Annotated in this window: 17 protein-coding genes; 8 read left to right on the forward strand and 9 right to left on the reverse strand. The window is 28.8% G+C overall.

The features are described from left to right. Positions 1 to 14: 14 nt before the first annotated feature. From HNP65_RS00510 to HNP65_RS00545, 8 genes are read left to right on the forward strand one after another with little or no spacing between them, the layout of a single operon-like run. Complete coding sequence (locus tag HNP65_RS00510) at positions 15 to 680, forward strand: flagellar brake protein (protein WP_184618452.1); 666 nt, start codon at positions 15 to 17, stop codon at positions 678 to 680. 11 nt (positions 681 to 691) lie between these two features. After that, positions 692 to 1,309, forward strand: a complete 618-nt coding sequence (gene cheC, locus HNP65_RS00515; protein WP_184618453.1) for a CheY-P phosphatase CheC — start codon at positions 692 to 694, stop codon at positions 1,307 to 1,309. Then, positions 1,309 to 1,791: a chemoreceptor glutamine deamidase/glutamate methylesterase CheD gene (gene cheD, locus HNP65_RS00520; RefSeq protein WP_184618454.1), complete on the forward strand. Its 483-nt coding sequence runs from the start codon at positions 1,309 to 1,311 to the stop codon at positions 1,789 to 1,791. Before cheC ends, cheD begins: the two co-directional genes overlap by 1 nt. Next, complete coding sequence (locus tag HNP65_RS00525) at positions 1,788 to 2,468, forward strand: sigma-70 family RNA polymerase sigma factor (protein WP_184618455.1); 681 nt, start codon at positions 1,788 to 1,790, stop codon at positions 2,466 to 2,468. The genes cheD and HNP65_RS00525 overlap by 4 nt, the downstream gene beginning before the upstream one ends. Position 2,469: 1 nt before the next feature. Continuing rightward, the gene (locus HNP65_RS00530; protein WP_184618456.1) at positions 2,470 to 2,778 is read left to right on the forward strand and encodes a hypothetical protein; all 309 of its coding nucleotides are present in this window, start codon (positions 2,470 to 2,472) and stop codon (positions 2,776 to 2,778) included. After that, a complete protein-coding gene (locus HNP65_RS00535; RefSeq protein ID WP_184618457.1) occupies positions 2,775 to 3,218 on the forward strand; it encodes a hypothetical protein in 444 nt (147 codons plus the stop codon). Before HNP65_RS00530 ends, HNP65_RS00535 begins: the two co-directional genes overlap by 4 nt. Beyond that, positions 3,206 to 3,886, forward strand: a complete 681-nt coding sequence (locus HNP65_RS00540) for a hypothetical protein (RefSeq protein WP_184618458.1) — start codon at positions 3,206 to 3,208, stop codon at positions 3,884 to 3,886. The genes HNP65_RS00535 and HNP65_RS00540 overlap by 13 nt, the downstream gene beginning before the upstream one ends. After that, on the forward strand, positions 3,883 to 4,800 hold the full coding sequence (locus HNP65_RS00545) for a hypothetical protein (RefSeq protein WP_184618459.1): 918 nt from the start codon (positions 3,883 to 3,885) through the stop codon (positions 4,798 to 4,800). The genes HNP65_RS00540 and HNP65_RS00545 overlap by 4 nt, the downstream gene beginning before the upstream one ends. On the opposite strand, the gene HNP65_RS00550 is transcribed toward HNP65_RS00545, so the two are convergent. The 9 genes from HNP65_RS00550 to pyrR are packed head-to-tail and all read right to left on the reverse strand — an operon-like array spanning position 4,789 to position 13,937. Further along, on the reverse strand, positions 4,789 to 5,958 hold the full coding sequence (locus tag HNP65_RS00550; protein ID WP_184618460.1) for a TolB family protein: 1,170 nt from the start codon (positions 5,956 to 5,958) through the stop codon (positions 4,789 to 4,791). The genes HNP65_RS00545 and HNP65_RS00550 overlap by 12 nt on opposite strands. Beyond that, positions 5,955 to 8,534, reverse strand: coding sequence for a CBS domain-containing protein (locus tag HNP65_RS00555; protein ID WP_184618461.1), 2,580 nt, complete (start codon positions 8,532 to 8,534; stop codon positions 5,955 to 5,957). The genes HNP65_RS00550 and HNP65_RS00555 overlap by 4 nt, the downstream gene beginning before the upstream one ends. Next, positions 8,531 to 9,715 carry a metallophosphoesterase gene (locus HNP65_RS00560; protein WP_184618462.1) on the reverse strand — a complete coding sequence of 395 codons (1,185 nt, stop codon included), beginning with the start codon at positions 9,713 to 9,715 and terminating at the stop codon, positions 8,531 to 8,533. The genes HNP65_RS00555 and HNP65_RS00560 overlap by 4 nt, the downstream gene beginning before the upstream one ends. Positions 9,716 to 9,727: 12 nt before the next feature. Beyond that, positions 9,728 to 10,567: an MBL fold metallo-hydrolase gene (locus HNP65_RS00565; RefSeq protein WP_184618463.1), complete on the reverse strand. Its 840-nt coding sequence runs from the start codon at positions 10,565 to 10,567 to the stop codon at positions 9,728 to 9,730. Further along, a complete protein-coding gene (rplI, locus tag HNP65_RS00570; protein WP_184618464.1) occupies positions 10,564 to 11,019 on the reverse strand; it encodes a 50S ribosomal protein L9 in 456 nt (151 codons plus the stop codon). The genes HNP65_RS00565 and rplI overlap by 4 nt, the downstream gene beginning before the upstream one ends. Positions 11,020 to 11,024: 5 nt before the next feature. Next, positions 11,025 to 11,810 (reverse strand): peptide chain release factor N(5)-glutamine methyltransferase, encoded by a 786-nt coding sequence (prmC, locus tag HNP65_RS00575; protein ID WP_184618465.1) that lies wholly within the window; start codon positions 11,808 to 11,810, stop codon positions 11,025 to 11,027. Further along, positions 11,807 to 12,112: a metal-sulfur cluster assembly factor gene (locus HNP65_RS00580; protein ID WP_184618466.1), complete on the reverse strand. Its 306-nt coding sequence runs from the start codon at positions 12,110 to 12,112 to the stop codon at positions 11,807 to 11,809. Before HNP65_RS00580 ends, prmC begins: the two co-directional genes overlap by 4 nt. A 5-nt stretch (positions 12,113 to 12,117) precedes the next feature. Beyond that, the gene (gene glmM, locus HNP65_RS00585) at positions 12,118 to 13,410 is read right to left on the reverse strand and encodes a phosphoglucosamine mutase (RefSeq protein WP_184618467.1); all 1,293 of its coding nucleotides are present in this window, start codon (positions 13,408 to 13,410) and stop codon (positions 12,118 to 12,120) included. Further along, entirely contained in the window at positions 13,407 to 13,937 is a 531-nt protein-coding gene (gene pyrR, locus HNP65_RS00590) for a bifunctional pyr operon transcriptional regulator/uracil phosphoribosyltransferase PyrR (RefSeq protein ID WP_184618468.1), read from the reverse strand. Before pyrR ends, glmM begins: the two co-directional genes overlap by 4 nt.

Consider the following 13,937-nt stretch of genomic DNA (forward strand, 5'->3'; position numbering starts at 1 on the left):
AAAGGGTGCAGCCAATGGCATCATATGTAACAAATATTCCTGTTGAAAAGGCATTAAAAATTGGCCTTCCTGGAGTTGTTGAAATTACAATGGTAAAAGAATTAGAAGGTACTTATAAAACATCCATTGCCGATATGGAACTTTCAAAAAAAATAATTTACTTGTCTATACCTACATATAAAGGCAGGATGATTCCTATTCCAAAAGGTGTAAGAATGAATGTCAAAATATTTGATAAAAGTTCTATGTTTTCATTTACAACTGTTTCCCTGGGTGTTATAAAAAGAGATAATCTTTACATGCTTCCTGTGATTGCACCTATTGAAGTTAAAAAAACAGAAAGAAGAAAATTCAAAAGAATCCCATTATATGTATATGGAATTTTAAAAAAATCATTGGATGAAAATTCAGAAGCTATACAATTTTTAACAAAAGATTTTAGCGCTGGTGGAATTAAATTTGTTACAAATACAATATTAAAAGAAGGAGACATAATATATGTAACTCTGAATCTCGATGATGAATTACAAATAGAAAATCAAAAAGCAAAAATTGTAAGAGTAGATCAAAAAACAGAAGAAGGATATCAATATGGAGCCCAGTTCATAGACGTTCCTAGGCAACTTGAAAATAAAATGGTAAGGTTTGTTTTTCAAAAAGAAATTAAGGCAAAAAAATAGGAGGGATTATAATGCTTGAAAAATTAAATGACTCTCAACTTGATTTTTTAAAGGAAATAGGAAATATTGGTTCTGGAAATGCTGCTACCGCGCTTTCAACCATGATTGGAAAAAAAGTAGATATATCTGTCCCTTCGACAAAGGTTGTACCTATTTCACAAATTCCTTTTATCTTTGAAAACCCTGAAGAAATAGTTTGTGCAATAAAAATGAAAATGAGAGAAGATGTTGAAGGTGAAATCCTTTTAATCCTGAACTCTAAAACAGTAAAAGAAATAACTAAAATATTGACTGGAAATAGTTTAGAAGATATTACTAGTCTTGATGAGTTTTCCTCTTCAATGCTTAAAGAAATTGGAAATATAATGTGTGGTTCATATGTTACAGCACTTTCGGGATTTACAAGTTTTTTTATAAACCCAGATCCACCTGAGCTTGCCGTTGATATGATTAGTGCAGTTTTGGCTGAGGTATCCTTATCTGTATCAACAACTGAAGATTACATTCTGTTAATTGAAACCTCAATAAAAATTGAAGGTATTGATAAAGAATTAACAGGATACCTGCTTTTACTCCCAAATGAAGAATCATTGGAAAAAATACTAAAAAAATTGGGGATGTGGAATTAATGCCAATCAAGTCAAAGAAAATTATTGGTATAGGAGATTATGCCGTTGGTGATAAAAATACAATTCTTGTAACGTTAGGTCTTGGATCATGTGTGGGTGTATGTATAAGAGACAAAAATAAATTGATCGGTGCAATGGTACATGTTATGTTACCTGATAGCGATGGAAAAGACGTTAACAAACCTGGAAAATATGCAGATACTGGGATTAAAATAATAGTTGAAGAACTCAAAAAATTAGGTGCAACTACATTTGAAGCTAAAATTGCTGGTGGTGCTTCTATGTTTGAAAAATCAGCAATGGATGTGGGAAAAAGAAATGTGGAAGCTGTCAAAAAATGGCTTTCAAAATTTGGAATTCGAATTGTTTCCGAAGATACAGGCGGGAATCGTGCAAGAAGTATTGAATATGATATAGAAACTGGAAAATTAATGGTAAGAAAAGTTAAAACTGGTGAAAACGTGGAGGTAATTGAAATTTGATAAATAAAGAAGCATTAGTAAGAGAATATCTACCGTATATAAAAAAAATTGCATACGATTTGAAAAGAAATCTTCCTCACAATGTGGAAGTTGATGATTTGGTACAGGAAGGTTTAGTTGCGTTTTTACAAGCTATAGAAAAATTTGACCCTAAAAAAGGAGCAAAATTAAGATCATACCTGCTTACCCGTGTAAAGGGAGCAATGTATGACTATCTTAGAAAAATCGACTGGATGCCAAAAAATTTAAGGCATGATATAAAATTAGTTGAAGACGCAATTGTAAATATGGAATCTGACAGTAATGATATAGATTTTGAAAAAATAGCTAAAATTACTAATTTGCCTATTGAAAATGTTAAACGTGCCTACAATGAATTAACTAGAAAACAACTTCTAATGTTAGATAGCTACATTTCCGATGATTCTGAGCTAATTGATAAAATTGCTTCAGATGAAAATCCTTATTCATATGCAATTAACGAATTATTAAAAGAACAACTTATTGAGGCGATAAAAAAATTAGACGATAAGGAGCAGTTGCTACTAAGTCTTAGATTTGAGCATGAACTTTCACTAAAAGAAATCGGAAAAGTTTTAAACGTCACAGAATCCAGAGTGTCTCAATTACTTGCTAAAACATTAGCAAAGTTAAAGAAATATTTAGGGGGGGAATAATATGGACCCTATTGAATTACATCCAATCTATACAAGAGCAAGCGTAGAAAAATCTGCTCACTTTAGTAATTTACAAAATTATGCAAATGTTTTATCAGAAATTAATGCAAATCAATTAAAAGAAAAAATAAAACGAGAACAAAGTTCACCAAAAGTTGTTGAAAAAACATCAAGCAATTTAATCAAAAATTCTACTGAAAAAAATGAAAACAAGAACAATCAATTTTATAATAAAGAAGGAAAGAAAAATAAAACAAAAGAGGATATTATCAAAACTGAAAATAATCATATACTGGATGTGAGAATTTGATCGGTTATCTCTCTGTAAAAAAAATATTAGATAAATACATTGGTGGAATATTAATAATCAATGATAAAGGAATCCCTGTGGAATTTAAATACACAGAACCAATTATCCCCACAGCAATACAAAAAATCATATATGGTTCTTCGCTAGAAGAATACCTTAGCACAGAAATAATTGGTAAAACACTAATTGAAAAAATTGAAAATAAACCAGAAATTATATTTGTTGACAGTCAAGAACTATTATCACTCGAGAATGTAGTTTTTTTAGCTGAGCTTAAAACTCCAACTGAAGAATCATTGGAAATAAATAATAGATATTTTAAAATAATACCATTAAAGGAGAATGTTAAAAGCATCTTAATTGATATATCAGAAAAAATAGATATTACAGAACCTTTTTCAAGACTTGAAAAGGCGTTGAATTACGTATGCGGATCATAAAAAATATTGTAGAAACATTAAAAATGGAACTTGGATTTATAAAAGTTAATAATCTTGACCTTGAGTTGTCGGCAAATGCTTCCGAAAGTTCGATAATTTTGAGTACAAAAACCTTAGATAAAACATTAAGAACAAAGGTTCTAAGGTTAGGATTTGAAAACAAAGCGAATGTAAAAAATGAAGTGATAGAAAAAAATATTATTCAAATAAAAGATATTGCGTTTTCTGGGAAAAATTTAAAGCTAAACGAATTAACCTTTAAAAACTTTCCTAAAGTTAAAAATCAAATCTTAACATTTAACATTCCTTATTGTACTAAAACACAAATATTGATAAAGAATATAAAAATAAATAAAACTAGTAAGTTCAAAGTCAAAATTAATAAAAATTATATTTCTCCAATATATACTATAACATTTCTTCCTACACCTTCTGTAAAGAAAGAAAAAATTTTAAGATTGCTGAAAAATATTATCGCCAATTATAAAAATAGCGATATAAAATTTGTAGGTTATTACAAAAATATTCCTATAGGATATGCCTATAATATAATAATCACAGACAGAAAATTAATATTGCATGCTAAAAGTAAGGGAAAAGATATTTCGAAAGACATTGCCGTCTTTAAAATTGGGGAAAAATATAAATTGGAGGTTATTGAAGATTGATTTATGATCCAGAATATCTCTCAAGACTTACAACTTTAAAAGGGAAAAGAAAAGTAATTATTGATATTCTAAAAAGCATTAAACATATGAATTCAAACAACTACAAAATATTAATTAATAACTTAGAAAATAAAAACCTAAAAGAAAAATTAAAAAAAACAAATATAAATTATTTTATCATTTATACCTCAAACCTATTGCATGGAAACGGAAGCATAATATCTAGGCTAAAAATGTTTAAAGAAATAAACATAGAGCCAAACGAAATTGGTGAAATATTGTTTTGGGCTAACCCTAAAAAGTTTCCATTTCCAGATACATCTGAAAATTATAATAAAAAATATTTTGAACAAAAAAATAAATTACTAAAAAAATATAAGGTATCAGATTTTCTCGAGTTATATGTTATCGAAAGTCTTAATAAAGAAACTTTTTTAAATGATGTTATTTCTGAAATAAATTCAATTACTTTTCACAATTTAGATAGAATTAATTGGCTTAGAGAAATTATATATGAACTTGATCCTATTTCAAAACAAAAAGTTAGAGAAAAAATATCAATTCATCCATATTTAAAAAGAGCGCTTTTTTCAAAACCAATAAGTCCTGTAATTTTAGATGGCAATAATATTGCTTTTTGGTCTATACCACCGTCTACAAAAAACATTTATAACCTTCTAGAATCTCTTTCAAAAACCAAGAAGTTTTACTTTCCATTCTATATTGTTTTTGACAAAAATGCTAAATACATCTTTAAAAATGATAGTATATTTAATTTACCAAACGTATACTTTCATTCACCAGCAGATGAATTGATTATTTCACTTGCTAAGGCAAAAAAAGGAAAAATCATATCAAAAGACAAATTCAGAGATTGGGATAAAAATATTAAAAAGTTGATTTTAGAAATCTAATTTTTTAACAAAAATATCTGGCTCTTTTCCATCTTTATAAACTGAAAAGAATAAAAGGCCATCACTTACTGTAGGATAAAATACATCATAATTAATATCACTAGTTAAACATGTAACACTAGATGTATCCAAATCTTTCATCCAAATCCTATATATTCCATCCCTATTAGATGTGAAAATTAATTTGTTTTTATAGATAACTGGATCGTGCTCGTTATAAAAACTATCTTCCACTTTTAAATTTTCTCCATCAACATATTTATATATACCAAAATTTGCACCATTTAAAGAGGTATAATATATATCTCCATCATAAACAAATGGTGTAAAAACCATATCTCCATAAACATCTAAAACTTGCTTTTCACCATTATAAATGTTTGCCATTATCATTACATTTCCTTTTTCAGTATCTTGTATATATAAAACGTTATTATTATCATACCATACAGGAGTATAAGATGGTAAATTACTGCCAGAAATTTTTTTAATTTTTTTTGAATAATCATTAACTCCAAAAGGCATAGTATAGATGCTCCAGTTTCCATGCAATGAACCTTGAAATAGTACCATTTTCATATCCGGTGAAAACCTTGGATAGTACTCACTGCTACCCCAAACAGGCAAAAGTTTAATTTTCTCATTTTGAATATCAATATATGCTAAATTTCTATTCCCGCCTAATCTATCAGTTATATAAAGAAATTTTCCATCTTTAAAATCTCCATATTCATCAACTCCTGGGGAAAATGTTAATCTTAAATAATTGTCAAAATCTCTTTTTTTAAGTTTATTTATTGAAATTTTTTCCAGAGGATAATAAACTATTTCCTCTAAAAAAGTACTATATTTTTTATAACCATTTGGAGAATAAACACTACTGACAACATAATCAAAATCCTCGTATGTTGCCTTATATAAATTATTAGTTGAATCATAAGTTAAATAGAGATTTACATAATAATCGCATGTTACATCTGATGAAGAATTAATAAATTTCACATAATCCTTATATTCACTATACTCTTCATTTATAAGATTACTTGCATCAACAAGCAAATTATATGTTTCTGTACTGTAACTAGTTACTACACCAATGGTATAAGAAAACAAAATATACGAAATAAAGGAAAAGGCTAAAATTAACATTTTTTTCATGTTTCATCCTCCAATATTTTTTTTAATTCTCCTTCTTCATTAATTGATGGGTTATCTAATTTTCTACAATATAACTCATTCATAACTTTTCCAATTTCAACAGAATTTTTCACATTCATTTTTTCTTTTAAATAATTGCCTGAAATGCTAAGCTTTGTTGAAAAAACCCTTTTTAAATATTCTACAAAATATTCTTTAGAATCCTCTTCGTCAATATATGACATTATATGAGCAGCTGTCTCAGCTGAAGGTTTACCTATTACTTTATAAATATCTGAAAACCTTATTTTATATTTTATCATGTTTAAAAGGGGAGGTAATCTAGTTTCTGTTGCTTTTATCTCATCTATAAATTTTTTAGGAATACCATACTTTTTGATAACCTGTTTTAATGTATCAATATCGTAGTATTCAAGCAAAATTCTCAGTAATGAATAAAAAATATTAACCTTTTTGTATAATTCTCTTATAATCCTAAGGTTATTAAACAAATTTTCCAACTTTTTTTCCATAACACTTGTAAAATAGGTTTTAGGAAATATATGTTTTAAAATCTTTAGCTGCGCTAATCTTTTAATTGCATTTAACGGCTCTCTTTCTCCTAGAATTTTTTCTAACTCTTGTCTTATCCTTTGTCCACTAACTTTTTCAAGAAAACCTCCATTGAGTGTTTCATGTAAAATCCTCAATGTTTCTTCTTCTATTTTAAACCCAAATCTCTGTTCAAATCTTACAGCTCTAATTATTCTTGTCGGATCTTCAACAAAGCTTAATTTGTGCAATACTCTTATTAAACCTTCTTTTAAATCTTTTCTTGAATCGAAAAAATCATAAAGTAACCCAAATTCTTTAGTATTTAATTTTATAGCCATTGCATTAATAGTAAAATCACGACGATATAAATCTTTCTTTATGGTACTAATATCTACTTGCGGCAAATCAGCTGGTTTTTCATAATATTCTGTCCTAGCCGTTGCTATATCAATCCTAAAACCATCTTTAAAAAATAGCGACGCTGTCAAAAATTTTTCATGTTCTACCATCTTAGCTCCTAACTGCTTGCTTGCATACTTTGCAAATTCTAATCCGTTTCCTTCAACCACAATATCTATATCATAATTTTCCAATCCTAAAAGTAAATCCCTAACAAAACCTCCAACTACATAAACAGGCATTTTTTTATCTTCTCCATAGCTTCCAATAAGTCTTAAAAGATTTAATATCCGACTAGGGATTCTATCAACCATCAAATGTTTAACATCTTCAAATTTCAGTGTTGATTCTTTTTCTTTTTTTAACTCTTTCTCATCAAGGTTCAGTAAATCTGATCGAGTAATTATTCCAACCAAAATATTATTTTTACTTAAAACAGGTATCCTACCAACATCGTTTTCAAGCATTAGTTTTCTAACTTTAAAAACTGGATCATCTTCATGCACAGTAACTAGTGAAGTTGTCATTATAGACTTTACCGGACGATCTGAAAAACCATGCCTCATTGCCTTATCAACTGCTTTTCTTGTAACAATACCAACTAATTTATTACCTTCTATTATTGGGAAACCTCCATGTCCTGTCAAATTCATCATTTCATATACTTTCCCAATGTTCTCATGTGAAAAAACTGTCCTAACAGGTGATGTCATTATATCTTTTGCCTTTTTAGAAAAATTTATAAATTTTGGAAGAACATCTTTTAATTTATAAATTACCTCATCTAAAGAAACATTTTGAAGAGTTGCAGAACCAGCTTTTTCGTGCCCATTGCCACCAAAATATTGCATTATTTTCTTTATACTAATATCATCGTTTTTTGTTCTCCCCACCAAAAAGACCTTTTTCCCCATTCTCACTACAACTATTAAAGTTTCTAAATCTTCAAATTCCCAGAGCTTATATGTAATTACATTTAATCCACCGATAAACTTTTCAATTTCTGCTTTGGCAATTGCAATTTTGTAATCATATATATTAAAAGTTTCAACATTTTCACTTAACAAATGCAGTAATTCTTTTTGTTCACTATTTAACTCAAAACTTATAAATTCCTGAACCCAATCAAGTCTTGCACCATTTTCTAGCAAAAATTTTGCTGCTTCAAGATCTTCAACAGTTGTTGTATCATACAAAAAATTACCAGTATCCTCATATATTGCAATTAAGAATAGAGTCGCTTCCTCTGGAGAAATATCTATACCATTTTCTTTTATTTTTAAAACAAAATAACTCGTTATTGCCCCAATTTCAAAGCTATCTACTTCTATTTTTTCATCTATTAACTTCAATTTTGGATGATGATCATACGCAACTATCTTAGTATAATCAGTTATTTTTTCTAAAATCTTACTTCCAATTCTATCTAAACTTGCCGTATCCACAAGAACAAGCTCTTTTAAATTTTCATTGATTTCCACATCCCTTAAATATTTAAATTCAAATAATCTTAAAAATTCTTCAAGGTTTTGTTGAAATCTTCCACTAACTACTATTTCAAATTCTGGATTTATTTTTTTAAATGCATATGCAGACGCAAAACCATCAAAATCAGGAGTTCTATGTGGAGTAACTATTTTCAAAATATCACTTCCCGCTTTTTTAAAACATTCACAGTCGAAGTTACAATTTCAACATCACCATTAACTGTCAAAAGGGCATAGAATAATTCACTTCTTCTTTGAAATTTTTTGCCATGCATTTTCTCTACAACCGGTTTCCACGAGCCACAATTTATATAATACTTTGGCTTATTTGAAACGTTAAAAATATTAAACGTATTTTTGTGAATGTGTCCCATAATAACTCCATTGACTTCTTCTATATCATTTCTATAGTCATACCCTATAAAATGTTTTTCATAATTAATCTGGCCTTTTAATACCTTTTTAGCCTTTTTTATCAAATAATCCGTTCTTTTAAATTTTCTCAAATTCATTATTACTCTTACAATTATCTCACCTAACTTTATACCTCCAAAATTGTTCAAAAATACTTTTGAAAAATTACTCCAAAAAGGATAATTGGTTTTCATCCATTTCTTTGCTTCAAGGCTTTTCATCATTCCTAAAAATTCTTCCATCCAAAATCTCAAAAGATCAATTCCTAAGTCATACTTCTTAGAAACTATCTCAAACCAATCAAATAAATCAAGAGTAGGTCGAACGTTATCATAATCTCTTAAAATTTCGCTTGGTACTTTACCATACACCTTTTCATCAAAATTTTTTATCATATATCTGACAATATATTCACCAAGTGGTGGAAGTATTTTTCCTGTTGCTTTATCTACGGCAAATTTATTTACTGGATCAAACTGATTACCGTGGATAACCAACATTTTTAAAGTTTCGTCATAGTGATATGGCTTTATAGTTAAATTTGGAATTTTCTCTAAAAGCTTTTCCAATAAACCCTTATTTTTATAAATATAATAATCATGATTTCCAATTATATAGAAAATTCTATTACCATTTTTAGCAAATTTTCTTAAGCTCGAAAAAACTTTTGGATGTTTTACCTCAATTTCTTCTATAATATCAGAACTAACGCTTTGAATAGATTCTTCATAATTAAGCAAATCAAAATCTAATTTTGAACTACTTTCAACCAGTTCAAATCCATCCCCGACTATAAATAAATCCACATTTGAAAAATCGGAAAAATCTAACATTAACTTTTCAAAATGCTCGTCGTGCTCAAAATCATCCTTCGCGCTCCCATTTCCTATGTGCAAATCACTCAAAAATAAGTACCTTTTCATTCTAACTCACCTTCACAATTTGAATAGTTTATCAGGCTTTACAATATGAACATTGATGTTTTTTAATTCTTCTTTAAAATTTTCAAGAAAACGCTCAGGTCTTTTTCCGTATCTTCCAGAAATGTGATACAAAATTAACGTTTTAATTTTGGTATCTTTAATTAAATCAATAATGTCTTCAAGAACCGCATGATTTTTATATTTTCTATCTTCCTTCTTAAAAAACGTACATTCATGAAATAAAATATCCGTATCAAAAACATCCTCTTTCTTTAAAAGATAAGTATCACCAGATACTGTTAAAATTTTCTTTTCAAACTTTTCAGAAACATAATCACTTCCATACTTTCTTGAAAGTTCCGCAATTTCTTTTTGACTTAGACTTTGAAATTCTTTTTTTAATCTTTTTCTTACCTCATATAAATGATACCCAAAGCTTTTTTCACTGTAAGTATGAACCACAGAAAATGCTTTAATGTATTTTGGCTGATTTCCTTCTCTTAAATATACAATTTGACCATCTTTTAGTGGAAACACATTTAAATTAAATCTTAAATCAGAATTCATCTTTTTAATAAATCTCAAATATTCTTCAATTCCCTTATTTCCAATTGGATAATAAATATTTAATTCCTTTTCTCTATCTCCCATTGCATTATTTCTAGTATTAATTAAAGCCCATAACCCTGAGATATGATCTACATGGCCATGAGTTAAAAATATATGCTTAATAGCATATATTTTATTATTTAATAAAGTTGCAACTCCTTCACCAGCATCAAATAATATTCGCTCAGGTGAATAATAAATCCAAGTTGTATATAAGGCTTTTGAATATGCTATTATATTCAATTTTTACCCTCCTGAACTACTTCTACTTTAATTTTTCCAGTAATTCCCTCTGGTAACTTTACTGTTATTTCATATAAGCCAAGTTCTTTTATTGGTTTATTCAAAACAATATGTTTTTTGTCAATATCTTTTCCCGTTTTTTCGGAAATTGCTTTAGCAATATCCGCATTTGTAAGTGCACCAAATAATTTCCCGCTTCCACCAGTTTTTACAGGTATTTTGTACAAATGTTGTTGTAAAAGCTTTAGCAGCTCTTCACTTTCTTGTTTTATTTTTTTCTTTTCTTCTTCCTCTTTCATTTTTTGTGCCTTAAGTTGTTTTAAAACAGCAGGAGTAGCTTCTAACGCTAAACCCTTTGGAATAAGAAAATTTCTAGCGTATCCATCAGATACATTCTTTACTTCTCCTTTTTTACCAATTTTTGCAACATCCTTTAACAAAACAACTTTCATTTAAATCACCTCCGAAAATCTTTTATTACTATTCTATCGTTTCCTGAATAATCCTTAATTACATCCCATCCTTTTTTTCTAAAAAAATCACCTTGATCATGTCCTATTTCCATAATTACAATCTTTCCTTGTAAATCGTAGCTGCTTAAAAATTCTCTATAAAAATCTAAACCATCTTCTCCACCAAGTAAAGCTTCCTTGGGTTCGAACATAACTTCCTTTTGAAGGTCTGAATTATTTTTAACATAAGGAGGATTTGATACAATAAGCTCAATTTCATCATATTCATTTTTGAATGGTTCTAAAAATTTACCTAATCTTAAATCTAATCTATCGAGTACATTGAACTTTTTTGCATTCTTTTTTGCTATTTCCAAAGCTTTTTTCGAGATATCCGTTCCAAAACCAATACAATTTCTTTCAAGTAATATAGAAATGATTACTGCACCACTTCCAACACCTATTTCGGCAACTTTCTTTATCTTTTCTTTATTGATTATTTTCAATGCATTTTCAACAAGTAATTCTGTTTCAGGCCTTGGAATCAAAACTCCTTCTTCTACATAAAAATTATGTTTGTAAAAGCTTTTTTCATTTAATAAATATGCTAATGGAAATCCTATTAACCTTTTATTTAAAAGATCAAAAAAATTTTTCTCGCAAAACTGATATTCAGGATGAATAACCAAATATTCTTTAGTTTTACCGGTAATTTTTTTTATAACAAGATAGGCTTCCAATTCAGGAAGCCCTCTATCTTTGAAAATTTTTAATGCTTCATAAACCGTCATATCCCTAACTGAGCTCTTACGCTTGGATCAACTCTATCAGGAGTCCAAGGTGGATCAAAGGTAAGTTCAACTTTTACATCATTTATTCCTTCAATTTCTCTAAGTTTGGTCTCTGCATCTTGCAAAATTAGACCTGCAAGCGGACACATAGGAGTTGTCATTGTCATTAATACATACACATTATCATTTTCATCAACCTTTACTTCATATACTAATCCTAATGATACTACATCTAATCCAATTTCAAAATCAATAACCTCTTTTAACTTGTTATAAACCATTTCTTCTGTTACTTTTCCCATAAATATCACTCCTTTTTATTATCAAGTTTTTTTATTAAATCTGCTATATCATTAGCTATAATTGTTGATTCGTCCATATCTGGACCCTCAACCAAAACCCTTACAACTGGTTCTGTTCCGGATGGTCTTACTATAACTCTATAATCTTTAATTGATTTTAATTTTTCAAATACTTCTTTTGATTTATAAACTTCCTTATCATTAACCTTTACATTTATCATCACTTGCGGATAATCAGGTATTAATTTCGATAACTCAACTAATCTTTTTCCAGAATTTACCACAGCTGATAACGTCTCTAGTGCTGTAATAAGACCATCACCTGTTGTAGATCTATCTAGATAAATTATATGACCACTTCTTTCTCCACCTAAAATTATATTTTCCTTTAGCATCTCTTCCAAAACATATCTGTCACCAACTTTAGTTCTTACTACATCTATTGAATTTTCATTTAAAAATCTTTCAAGTCCTATATTAGACAAAATTGTTACCACTACCTTGTCATTCTTCAAACGCCCTTCTTTTTTTAACTGTAATGCTGTCAAACCTATAATTTTATCTCCATGAAATTCCTGACCATTTTCATCCAAAAAAATACACCTATCACCATCTCCATCATGCAAAACTCCAATTTTTCCATTAACTATGTAATTTTTTATGTTTTCTGGATGAGTTGAACCACAATCTTTATTTATATTAAAACCATCAGGTTCATTGTTAACAACTTCAATTTTTGCTCCAAAATATTCCAAAATTTTAGGATTTAGATTATACGTTGCTCCGTTAGCAACATCCATTACAATTTTCAATCCTGACAAATCTAAATTCTTATAAAGTTCCTTTATATAATTAAAATACTCTTCTTCAGCTAACTTATAATCAATTACTCTTCCAACTTTTTCAAAAGAATTATATTTTACATTTTGCATTTCATTTTCTATACGTTCTTCTAAACTATCAGGCAACTTATAACCCTTCATTATTACCTTCAATCCATTATATTCGGGAGGATTATGAGATGCAGAAATCATTATTCCTGCTGCATCTTCAAGTTTGGTTATTAAAGCAAGTGCTGGAGTTGGCATTATTCCACACCTATACACATCAGCGCCTGCAGAAGTAATACCAGCAATAAGAGCTGCTTCTAACATATCACCTGAATTCCTTGTATCTTTTGCAATAAAAACTTTTCCATTAACCATGTTTCCTACAGCATTACCAAGTCTAAAAGCTAGCTCTGGAGTTAGAAATTCATTAACAACTCCTCTAATTCCATCTGTTCCAAAGTATCTCACTGTTCTTCCTCCTTGTCCAATATATACACCGAATCTTCTTCATCTACTTCACTTATCCTAACTTTAATAGTTTCTCTTTCCTTTGAACTTGGAATATTTTTTCCAACATAATCTGGACGTATAGGAAACTCCCTATGACCTCTATCTACCAACACAGCTAATTGTATAAATTTTGGCCTTCCCCTACTTGTAACTGCATCCATAGCCGCTCTTATCGTTCGGCCTGTAAACAAAACATCATCCACTAATATTACTACCTTATTCTTTACTTCAAAATTTATATTACTCTTATCTTCTTTGGTCTTTTTTTCATCATCCCTAAATGGTCCAACATCAAGTCCACCAACTGGCACTGCAATACCCTCTATCATTTGAATATTTTCTGATATTCTTTTAGCCAAATAATATCCCCTTGTATATATTCCAAGTAAAACAATATCTTCTGCTCCTTTATTTCTTTCTAAAATTTCGTGGGAAATTCTCATTAATGACCTTCTTATATCATCTTTTCCCAAAATCTTTTTCAT

The organism is Thermosipho japonicus, from assembly GCF_014201655.1.
GTDB lineage: Bacteria > Thermotogota > Thermotogae > Thermotogales > Fervidobacteriaceae > Thermosipho > Thermosipho japonicus.